Source organism: Pseudomonas sp. P5_B2 (genome assembly GCF_056400445.1).
Genome location: NZ_JBFULH010000138.1, coordinates 1 through 10,389, shown reverse-complemented (window position 1 = coordinate 10,389; position 10,389 = coordinate 1). Strand labels below are relative to the sequence as shown.

Below are 10,389 nucleotides of genomic sequence, written 5' to 3'. Positions count from 1 at the left end.
GAAGGTGGCGCGGGCGTTTTCAACAGCGCGCTGGGCGTCGGCGGCGTCACAGCTGGCAATCTTGCCCAGCAGACGACCATCGACCGGACTGATGCACTCGAAGGTCTCGGCGGAGACAGCATCGGTGTATTCACCATTGATGTAGGCGCGGCCTTCGATCTTCAGATCGCGAGCCCGTTGTTCCCAGTCAGCACGAGTCAGGGTGGTCATTCGAGTGTCCTCCTCTTATTGAATACGAACGCTGCGCGGTCTTCGCGGGCGCTGTCAGGAATTCTGCCCGGCCAGCCTGCTTTTCGGCCCAAGGCAACTGTCACCCTAAACCAGCGGCAGGTGAAGTTTCAATATATTTGACATAAGCCCGTCAAACGGCCTTGCGATGTTCATTTTAATAAACATAGACTTTGGTCTTTTCAGGCAATCACGGGAAATTACAACAATGAATATCCAGGATGTCGTCGACTTCAGCCAGGCCACCACCGCGCCCGAGCGCTATCGGCCGGACCCGGTGAAAGTCCTCAAGGGCGATCCCGAACAAGCGGTGTACAACCATTACAACAGCCCGTGCGGGCAATTGAATGCTGGCGTTTGGGAAGGCGAAATCGGGCAATGGACCGTGAATTTCACCGAGCACGAGTACTGCGAGATCGTGCAGGGGGTTTCAGTGCTGCGTGACAACGACGGCAACAGTAAAACCCTGCGCGCGGGTGACCGCTTTGTGATTCCGGCCGGGTTCCAGGGCACTTGGGAAGTGCTAGAGCCGTGCCGCAAGATCTATGTGGCGTTTGAACAGAAAAAATAACTATGTACCGCACCGAATGTTTTGCAKGGGTGGAGTATTGAGTGATACCGAAGGATATTTCACTCAATCAAAAGGATTTAAGATGATGACCAATGATCAGGTTCTGCAGCACATTCAACATTTGGTGGGCAGCCGCTATGTACGCAGCGTCAAACCCTACATTGCCGAACTGACCGGCCGCACGTGCGTGGTCGGTGTAGACGAACCGATGCCCCTTGATCTCAATCCCGAACGGATCAAAATCCAAGGCAACGGGGCAGGCGCTATTGTCTCGTTCATCTTTGGCTAAAAGCTTGACAGATTAGTCATCGAGGCAACAAAAAAGGCCCGTATCTCGCGATACGGGCCTTTTTCGTAAGAGAGAAAAATCAATTACTTGATTTTGCCTTCTTTGTAGATCACGTGCTTGCGAACAACCGGATCAAATTTCTTGATCTCGATTTTGTCCGGAGTAGTACGCTTGTTCTTGTCGGTAGTGTAGAAGTGACCAGTACCGGCGCTCGAAATCAAACGAATCAATTCACGCATGATTAGCTCCCTTAGATCTTGCCGGCTTTGCGGATTTCGGCCAGCACGACAGTGATGCCACGCTTGTCGATGATACGCATGCCTTTGGCAGATACGCGCAGACGCACGAAACGTTTCTCTTCTTCAACCCAAAAGCGGTGATGCTGCAGGTTCGGCAGGAAACGACGACGGGTTTTGTTGTTTGCGTGGGAAATGTTATTCCCAGTCACCGGACCCTTACCGGTAACTTGACATACTCTCGACATGCCTCAGCCCTCTAAAACCACATGCCCAACCCGGCATGGGTTGGCCGCTTAATCTCTCAGTCATTTGGCGCCAGGCGCCGCGTTTCTTTAGAGGTCTTACCGGCTACACCTACAGTGAAGGAACCGGGCCCCTAGAAAAGAGCGCTGCTTTATACCAGAAAGACTGGAGATCAACAACATTCCGTGTGCACAGACTTAATAAAAACCCCGCTTTTCGGGCCACGAGTGCCTTGGATAAAGGCTATCGTTGATGAAGACCATTCGTCGCAGAGAATCGGCCAACCCGCCGATTCAGGATTTTTTTCAGCCCGTGCCACTGAAAACAATCGCACATACTCCCCCTAAAATGAAAAAGGGGATAGTCATTTGCAAAAGAGACTACTAGGGTAAGCCTTTTCCAGACTGCACTTGCAGATGGGCCTTCKATCTGTAAAGGAATCCGACCATGCGCCTCGCTGCCCTTCCCCTCTTGCTCGCCCCATTGCTGCTGGGCCCACAGGCCATGGCCGCGGCCCTGACTGTCTGTACCGAGGCCAGCCCTGAAGGGTTCGACGTAGTGCAATACAACTCGCTGACCACCACCAACGCCTCCGCCGACGTGCTGATGAACCGTCTGGTGGACTTTGACACCGCCAGCGGCAAAGTGGTGGCCAGCCTCGCGGACAGCTGGGAAGTCTCGCCCGACGGCCTGACGTACGTGTTCAAACTGCATCCACAGGTGAAATTCCACCGCACCGAGTACTTCAGCCCGACGCGCGATCTGACCGCCGAAGACGTGATTTTAAGCTTCGAGCGCATGCTCGACCCGGCCAACCCGTGGCACAAAGTCGTCCAAAGCGGCTTCCCGCATGCGCAATCGATGCAATTGCCCACACTGATCAAGAAGATCGACGCGCTGGACCCGATGACCGTACGTTTCACCCTCGACCACCCGGATTCGACATTCCTGGCCACCCTGAGCATGGGGTTCGCCTCGATCTATTCCGCAGAGTACGCCGACAAGCTGATGAAGGCCGGTACTGCGGAAAAACTCAACAGCCAGCCAATCGGCACCGGCCCCTTCGTGTTCACGCGCTTCCAGAAAGACGCGTCGATTCGCTACAAGGCCAACCCGGACTACTTCGGCGGCAAGCCCTCGGTGGACCCACTGATCTTCGCGATCACCCCGGACGCCAACGTTCGCTTGCAGAAATTGCGCCGCAACGAGTGCCAGATCGCCCTGTCGCCCAAGCCTCTGGACGTACAGGAAGCTCTGAAAGAGCCGGCACTGAAAGTGGAAAAGACCGACGCTTTCATGACCGCTTTCGTCGGTATCAACAGCCAGCATCCACCGCTGGACAAGCCGGAAGTGCGCCAGGCGATCAACCTCGCCTTTGACAAGGCCAATTACGTCAAAGCCGTGTTCGAAGACACCGCCGAACCCGCCAAAGGCCCGTACCCACCGAACACCTGGAGCTACGACAAAAGCTTGCCGGGTTACCCGCACGACGTTGAGAAGGCAAAGGCATTGATGGCCAAGGCCGGCCTGAAGGATGGCTTTCAGACCACCATCTGGACCCGCCCTTCCGGCAGCACGCTGAACCCCAACCCGAGCCTTGGCGCCCAACTGTTGCAGTCCGATCTCGCACAAATCGGCATTCAGGCCGAAATCCGTGTCATCGAGTGGGGCGAACTGATCCGCCGCGCCAAGGCCGGCGAACATGACCTGCTGTTCATGGGCTGGGCCGGCGACAACGGCGACCCGGACAACTTCCTCACGCCGCAGTTTTCCTGCGCAGCGGTCAAATCCGGCACCAACTTCGCCCGTTATTGCAATCAGGACCTGGACAAGTTGATCAGTGCCGGCAAGACCACTGGCGAGCAAGGTGTGCGCACCAAGCTCTATGAACAGGCCCAGGCACAGATCCAGCAGCAGGCGCTGTGGCTGCCGCTGGCGCACCCGACGGCGTTCGCGCTGACGCGCAAGGATGTCGACGGGTATGCAGTCAGCCCGTTCGGCCGTCAGGACTACTCCAAGGTCAACCTCAAGTAAAAGGTTCGCCACAAAACCTGTGGGAGGGGGCTTGTCGGAACGACGCATCGCCCCGTTTGAGTGCGTAGCACTCACAAGATCATTGGGGCATCAGAGATTTTGGGGCTGCTTCGCAGCCCAACGGGGGCAAGCCCCCTCGCCACGGGCCCGCTCCCACAGGGACTAGCTTGACTCCCCGCCCTCCTACATCCAGCCGTATTCGGCCATGGACAGCGGATCGCCATCCCCGATGATGAAATGGTCAAGCACCCGCACATCGATCAGGCCCAATGCCTCTTGCAGACGCTTGGTCAGCAGACGATCCGCCTGACTCGGGTCGGAGTTGCCCGACGGATGGTTATGACAGAGGATCAACGCTGCGGCGTTGTGGGCCAGAGCGCGCTTGACCACTTGGCGCGGATAGACGCTGGCGTTGTCGATGGAGCCGCGAAACAGCACTTCAAAGGACAGCACTTGATGTTTGGAATCCAAAAACAGACAGCCGAACACTTCGTGGGGCTCGTGGCGCAACATCGATTTCAGGTAATCCCGAACGGCTTGGGGATTTTCCAACGCTGATTTTTGGCGTGCACGCTCGGCCAAATGCCGCCGGCCCATCTCTTGCGCCGCTTGCAACTGAGCGAATTTCGCTGGCCCGAGCCCCAGCTGCCTGCTGAACGCTACCTGATCAGCCTCAAGCAATGAACGCAGGCTGCCAAACTGATTCAACAGGTGTCGAGCCAGGTCTACTGCGCTTTTACCCGACACACCGGTCCGTAAAAAAATCGCCAGCAATTCGGCATCTGAAAGACTTGCCGCCCCCAACTCCAGCAACCTCTCCCGCGGCCGTTCCGCCGCCGGCCAATCACGAATACTCATAGCTCCTCCCTGGTATGTGAGCCCCGCTGTTCCGTAGCGGTCGCTGTGATATCGTAGCCCATCTTTTTTGCTGGCGATTTCATCCCTGGGGAGGGGGTCTCGCCATGCAGTCATCAACGAAATGAAAGGCAGACCTATGCAGCGGCTGTATCGGAAACGCATCGTTCTGGGCGTCGGCGGCGGCATTGCTGCCTACAAGAGTGCCGACCTGGTTCGCCGCCTGATCGACCAGGGCGCCGAAGTGCGCGTGGTCATGACCCGTGGCGGCAGCGAGTTCATCACCCCGCTGACCATGCAGGCTTTGTCCGGGCACCCGGTTCACCTCGACCTGCTGGACCCGGCGGCAGAAGCTGCCATGGGCCACATCGAGCTGGCTAAATGGGCCGACATGGTGCTGATCGCCCCCGCCACCGCGGACCTGATTGCCCGTCTGGCTCAGGGCATTGCCGACGACCTGCTGACCACGCTGGTGCTGGCCACCGACGCTGTGGTCGCTGTTGCGCCGGCGATGAACCAGGCCATGTGGCGCGACCCCGCGACCCAGGCCAACCTGCAAACCCTCGAAAGCCGTGACATCAAAGCCTTCGGCCCGGCCTCCGGTAGCCAGGCCTGCGGCGACGTTGGCCTGGGGCGCATGCTCGAAGCCGTCGATCTCACCCAGTGCGCGGCGGACTGCTTCCAGCGCCAGGCGCTGACCGGCAAACACGTGCTGATCACCGCCGGGCCGACCCAGGAAAACATCGACCCGGTGCGTTACATCACCAACCACAGCTCCGGGAAAATGGGTTTCGCCCTGGCCGAAGCAGCGGTAGAAGCCGGTGCCCGCGTGACCCTGATCACCGGCCCGGTGCACCTGCCAACACCGGATCGCGTCACGCGCATCGATGTGGTCAGTGCCCGCGACATGCTCGCCGCCTGCGAAGCCGCTATCCCTTGTGATCTGTTTATCGCCTCGGCAGCAGTCGCGGACTACCGCCCAGAAGTCGTCGCCCCACAGAAACTCAAGAAAGACCCTACGAACGGCGACGGCTTGTTGCTACAGATGGTGCGCAACCCGGACATCCTGGCCACCATCGCCACGCGCCCCGACCGTCCGTTCAGTGTCGGTTTCGCCGCCGAAACCGAACACCTGCTCGACTACGCTGCCCGCAAGTTGAAAGACAAGAACCTCGATTTGATCGTCGCCAACGACGTCGCAAACCCAAGTATTGGTTTCAACAGCGAAGAAAACGCCTGCAGCGTGATCGACCGTGAGCTTCACGCCACACTCTTCGCCCAGACCAGCAAGAGCAAGATTGCTCGCCAGCTGATCACTTTTATCGCCGAACGTCTGAACCAGGTTTAATTTACATGCACGCTTTGCAAGCCAAGATCCTCGACCCCCGCATCGGTACCGATTTCCCGTTGCCGCAATACGCCACACCAGGCTCCGCCGGCCTTGACCTGCGTGCCATGCTGGAAAAAGACATCGTCATCAAGCCGGGTGAAACCGTGTTGATCCCGACCGGCCTGTCGGTCTACATCGGCGATCCGGGTTTGGCCGCGCTGATTCTGCCGCGCTCCGGCCTGGGTCATAAGCACGGTATCGTGCTGGGCAACCTGGTCGGTTTGATCGACTCCGACTACCAGGGCCCGCTGATGGTGTCCTGCTGGAACCGCGGCCAGACCGATTTCACCATGGTCGTCGGTGAGCGTCTGGCTCAACTGGTGCTGGTGCCGGTGGTTCAGGCGCATTTCGAGATGGTCGAAGAATTCGTCGAAACCCAGCGCGGCACAGGCGGTTTCGGGCATTCCGGCAGCCATTGATGATTTCATTGTGGGAGCGACGGTGCGACCTGCTCGCGATGACGGCGGCTCATTCACACAGATGTTGTCTGACAGTCCGCTATCGCGAGCAGGCTCGCTCCCACAGGTTTTGCAATGAATTACAAAGTTCATCTGGATGGTTAACCACTGAAAATCAAGGCATTGGGCGACCCAATTCCCGTTAATCCCGGTGGCATGGCCTTTTCGCACCACGAACTCTCTGTGGAAATCGCCGTCATACCCTTCAGTTTGAGCCGGCCGACGCGTACCAGGCAGGCCTGTCCAGTCAATTTCGAGATGGAGCATTCCTACAGATGAACACCCCCGCCCAAGTCGCACCCAAGTTCCCCGACAGCATCTTTCGTGCCTACGACATTCGCGGTACCGTCCCGGAATTCTTGAACGCTGAAACCGCTTACTGGCTTGGTCGTGCTATCGGTGCGCAGAGCCTGGCGCAGGATGAGCCAAACGTTTCCGTCGGTCGCGATGGTCGTCTGTCCGGCCCGGAACTGGTCGAGCAACTGATCAAGGGCCTGGCCGATGCCGGTTGCCACGTCAGCGACGTTGGCCTGGTGCCAACGCCGGCGCTGTACTACGCCGCCAACGTACTGGCCGGCAAATCCGGGGTAATGCTCACCGGCAGCCACAACCCGTCGAACTACAACGGCTTCAAGATCGTCATCGCCGGCGACACCTTGGCCAACGAACAGATCCAGGCCCTGCACGAACGCCTCAAGACCCACAACCTGAGCAGCGGCAAAGGCAGCGTGACCAAGGTCGGAATCCTCGACCGCTACAACACCGAAATCGTCCAGGACATCAAACTGGCTCGCCGCCTGAAAGTCGTGGTCGACTGCGGCAACGGTGCTGCCGGCGTGATCGCCCCGCAACTGATCGAAGCGCTGAACTGCGAAGTCATCCCGCTATTCTGTGAAGTCGACGGCAATTTCCCGAACCATCACCCGGACCCGGGCAAGCCAGAAAACCTCGTCGACCTGATCGCCAAGGTCAAGGAAACCAACGCCGACATCGGCCTGGCCTTCGACGGCGACGGCGACCGCGTTGGCGTCGTGACCAACACCGGCAGCATCGTCTACCCGGACCGCTTGCTGATGCTGTTTGCCCGTGATGTTGTGGCGCGCAACCCTGACGCGGAAATCATCTTCGACGTCAAATGCACCCGTCGCCTGGTTCCGCTGATCAAGGAATATGGCGGTCGGCCGCTAATGTGGAAGACCGGTCACTCGTTGATCAAAAAGAAAATGAAACAATCCGGCGCGCTTTTGGCCGGTGAAATGAGCGGGCACATCTTCTTCAAGGAGCGCTGGTTCGGTTTCGACGACGGTATTTACAGCGCCGCGCGGCTGCTGGAGATCCTCAGTAAGGAAAAATCCACTGCGGAAGAGCTGTTTGCGACCTTCCCGAACGATATTTCTACGCCGGAAATCAATATCCATGTGACCGAAGAGAGCAAATTCAGCATCATTGATGCACTGCACGATGCGACGTGGGGTGAAGGCGCTGACCTGACCACCATCGACGGCGTGCGAGTTGACTATGCCAAAGGCTGGGGCCTGGTGCGCGCCTCCAACACCACACCGGTGYTGGTGCTGCGTTTCGAGGCCGATGATGAGGCTGAATTGCAGCGCATCAAGGACGTGTTCCACACCCAGCTGAAACGTGTTGCACCTGACCTCCAACTACCGTTTTGATTGATTGAAGCGCATTTTATTGAAGTGCCGGAGCCCTGAATGACCCTCGAACGCGAAGCCGCCGCCAACACCGCCAAGGTCCTGTCCGAAGCGCTGCCTTACATTCGCCGCTATGTCGGCAAGACGCTGGTGATCAAATACGGCGGCAACGCGATGGAAAGCGAGGAGCTGAAAACCGGCTTCGCCCGCGACATCGTGCTGATGAAAGCCGTGGGCATTAACCCGGTAGTCGTTCACGGTGGCGGCCCGCAAATCGGCGACCTGCTCAAGCGTCTGTCGATCGAGAGCCACTTTGTCGATGGCATGCGCGTCACTGACGCCGAGACCATGGACGTGGTGGAAATGGTCCTCGGTGGCCAGGTCAACAAGGACATCGTCAACCTGATCAACCGTCACGGCGGCAGCGCCATCGGTTTGACCGGTAAAGACGCCGAGCTGATACGTGCGAAAAAGCTCACCGTCACCCGCCAGACCCCGGAGATGACCCAGCCGGAAATCATCGACATCGGACATGTTGGCGAAGTGGTCGGCATCAACACCGATTTGCTTAACCTGCTGGTCAAAGGTGACTTCATTCCGGTGATCGCACCAATCGGCGTTGGCGCCAACGGCGAGTCGTACAACATCAACGCTGACCTGGTGGCCGGTAAAGTCGCCGAAGCACTGAAMGCTGAAAAGCTGATGCTGCTGACCAACATCGCCGGGCTGATGGACAAGTCGGGCACCGTGCTGACCGGCCTGACGACCCAACAGGTCGACGAACTGATCGCCGACGGCACCATCTACGGCGGCATGCTGCCGAAGATTCGTTGCGCGCTGGAAGCGGTACAGGGCGGCGTTGGCAGTTCGTTGATCATTGATGGTCGGGTACCGAATGCGATCCTGCTGGAAATCTTCACCGATACCGGTGTGGGTACTTTGATCAGTAATCGCAAGCGTCCTTAAGCAGCACACACAAAAAGACCCCGTTCAGCCAGGCTGAACGGGGTCTTTTTTTGCGCCTCGATCCCTGTAGGAACAAGGCTTGCCCGCGATGAACGATAACGCGGTGCATCTGTTACACCGCGGCGTATGAATCGCGGGCAAGCCTTGCTCCTACAAGCGAGCGTTCTTAAACGCCGAACTGGGCGCGGTAGGCTTCTACGGCTGGCAAATGCTGCTTGAGCTGCGGATCGTCCGCCAGGAATTCGAGCACCTGGTTCAGCGAAACGATGCTGATCACCGGAATGCCGAAGTCACGCTCCACTTCCTGGATCGCCGACAACTCACCATTGCCACGCTCCTGACGGTTCAGGGCGATCAGCACGCCCTTGGCCTTGGCGCCGTCCTGGGAGGCAATGATCTGCATCACTTCACGAATTGCGGTGCCGGCGGTGATCACGTCGTCGATGATCAGTACATCGCCGGTCAGCGGAGCGCCGACAAGGCTGCCGCCTTCGCCGTGGGCTTTGGCTTCCTTGCGGTTGAAACACCACGGCAGATCGCGCTCGTGATGTTCGGCCAAGGCCACTGCGGTGGTCGCTGCCAACGGGATGCCTTTGTAGGCCGGGCCAAACAATACATCGAACGAAATACCGCTCTCGACGATGGCTGCCGCGTAGAAACGACCCAGCTGTGCAAGGGCCGAGCCCGTGTTGAACAGGCCGGCATTGAAGAAGTAAGGGCTGGTGCGCCCGGACTTCAGGGTGAACTCACCGAAGCGCAAAACGCCGCGATCGATGGCAAAACGAATAAAATCGCGCTGATACGCTTGCATGAAAAAAACCCCGAATACCACGGATTTAGCTAATTAGGTTGACGCCGTGTATCATACACGCACGCGATTTTTGGGGCCATTTATGCGGATCATCAGTGTGAACGTCAATGGTATTCAGGCTGCAGTCGAGCGTGGTTTGCTCAGTTGGCTGCAAGCACAGAATGCCGACGTCATCTGCCTGCAGGACACCCGCGCCTCCGCCTTTGAACTGGACGATCCAGCCTTCCAACTGGATGGCTACTTCCTTTATGCCTGCGAAGCCGAAGTTCCTGCCCAAGGTGGCGTGGCTTTGTATTCGCGGTTGCAACCGAAGGCAGTCATCAGCGGTCTCGGCTTCGAGACGGCCGATCGCTACGGGCGTTACCTGCAAGCCGATTTCGACAAGGTCAGCATCGCGACCTTGCTGCTCCCTTCGGGGCAGAACGGCGATGAAGACTTGAACCAGAAGTTCAAGCTAATGGACGACTTCGCCCGTTATCTGGATAAACAGCGACGCAAACGTCGCGAGTACATTTACTGTGGCTCGCTGTACGTGGCGCAACAGAAGCTGGATATCAAGAACTGGCGCGACAGCCAGCAATCCCCGGGCTTCCTGGCGCCTGAGCGCGCCTGGATGGACGAGATTGTCGGCAATATGGGCTATGTCGATGCCC

11 protein-coding genes and 2 pseudogenes are annotated in these 10,389 nt (G+C 58.2%); 8 read left to right on the top strand and 5 right to left on the bottom strand.

All coding sequences use genetic code 11. The annotated features are described in order from the left end of the window. Positions 1-210, bottom strand: a pseudogene (locus AC1DRJ_RS13410) (aldehyde dehydrogenase PuuC); the annotation flags it as partial. 226 nt (positions 211-436) lie between these two features. Between AC1DRJ_RS13410 and AC1DRJ_RS13405 the strand changes: the two are divergent. Both AC1DRJ_RS13405 and AC1DRJ_RS13400 read left to right on the top strand, forming a co-directional pair. Next, positions 437-799 (top strand): cupin domain-containing protein, encoded by a 363-nt coding sequence (locus tag AC1DRJ_RS13405; protein ID WP_477802575.1) that lies wholly within the window; start codon positions 437-439, stop codon positions 797-799. 37 nt (positions 800-836) lie between these two features. After that, positions 837-1,088, top strand: a complete 252-nt coding sequence (locus AC1DRJ_RS13400; protein WP_477802574.1) for a hypothetical protein — start codon at positions 837-839, stop codon at positions 1,086-1,088. A gap of 83 nt (positions 1,089-1,171) precedes the next feature. On the opposite strand, the gene rpmG is transcribed toward AC1DRJ_RS13400, so the two are convergent. Beyond that, positions 1,172-1,327: a 50S ribosomal protein L33 gene (rpmG, locus tag AC1DRJ_RS13395; RefSeq protein WP_007894709.1), complete on the bottom strand. Its 156-nt coding sequence runs from the start codon at positions 1,325-1,327 to the stop codon at positions 1,172-1,174. A gap of 11 nt (positions 1,328-1,338) precedes the next feature. Beyond that, positions 1,339-1,572, bottom strand: coding sequence for a 50S ribosomal protein L28 (rpmB, locus tag AC1DRJ_RS13390; protein ID WP_007894701.1), 234 nt, complete (start codon positions 1,570-1,572; stop codon positions 1,339-1,341). A 445-nt stretch (positions 1,573-2,017) separates the two neighbouring features. On the opposite strand from rpmB, the gene AC1DRJ_RS13385 reads away from it, so the two are divergent. After that, on the top strand, positions 2,018-3,604 hold the full coding sequence (locus AC1DRJ_RS13385; protein WP_477802573.1) for an ABC transporter substrate-binding protein: 1,587 nt from the start codon (positions 2,018-2,020) through the stop codon (positions 3,602-3,604). A gap of 183 nt (positions 3,605-3,787) precedes the next feature. Here the strand turns inward: AC1DRJ_RS13385 and radC are convergent, their stop codons facing one another. After that, positions 3,788-4,462, bottom strand: a complete 675-nt coding sequence (gene radC, locus AC1DRJ_RS13380; RefSeq protein WP_477802572.1) for a RadC family protein — start codon at positions 4,460-4,462, stop codon at positions 3,788-3,790. A 136-nt stretch (positions 4,463-4,598) separates the two neighbouring features. Between radC and coaBC the strand changes: the two genes are divergently transcribed. The 4 genes and pseudogenes from coaBC to argB all read left to right on the top strand — a co-directional run bounded on the left by coaBC (position 4,599) and on the right by argB (position 8,925). Beyond that, positions 4,599-5,807: a bifunctional phosphopantothenoylcysteine decarboxylase/phosphopantothenate--cysteine ligase CoaBC gene (gene coaBC / locus AC1DRJ_RS13375; RefSeq protein ID WP_477802576.1), complete on the top strand. Its 1,209-nt coding sequence runs from the start codon at positions 4,599-4,601 to the stop codon at positions 5,805-5,807. A 5-nt stretch (positions 5,808-5,812) separates the two neighbouring features. Continuing rightward, positions 5,813-6,268, top strand: coding sequence for a dUTP diphosphatase (gene dut / locus AC1DRJ_RS13370; protein ID WP_477802571.1), 456 nt, complete (start codon positions 5,813-5,815; stop codon positions 6,266-6,268). A 335-nt stretch (positions 6,269-6,603) separates the two neighbouring features. Beyond that, a pseudogene (locus AC1DRJ_RS13365) lies at positions 6,604-7,980 on the top strand (phosphomannomutase/phosphoglucomutase); the annotation flags it as partial. A 39-nt stretch (positions 7,981-8,019) separates the two neighbouring features. After that, on the top strand, positions 8,020-8,925 hold the full coding sequence (gene argB / locus AC1DRJ_RS13360) for an acetylglutamate kinase (RefSeq protein ID WP_477802570.1): 906 nt from the start codon (positions 8,020-8,022) through the stop codon (positions 8,923-8,925). 166 nt (positions 8,926-9,091) lie between these two features. On the opposite strand, the gene pyrE is transcribed toward argB, so the two are convergent. Then, complete coding sequence (pyrE, locus tag AC1DRJ_RS13355; RefSeq protein WP_007943124.1) at positions 9,092-9,736, bottom strand: orotate phosphoribosyltransferase; 645 nt, start codon at positions 9,734-9,736, stop codon at positions 9,092-9,094. An 82-nt stretch (positions 9,737-9,818) separates the two neighbouring features. Between pyrE and AC1DRJ_RS13350 the strand changes: the two genes are divergently transcribed. Beyond that, the coding region (locus tag AC1DRJ_RS13350; RefSeq protein WP_477802569.1) for an exodeoxyribonuclease III at positions 9,819-10,389 on the top strand (571 nt) is incomplete at its 3' end.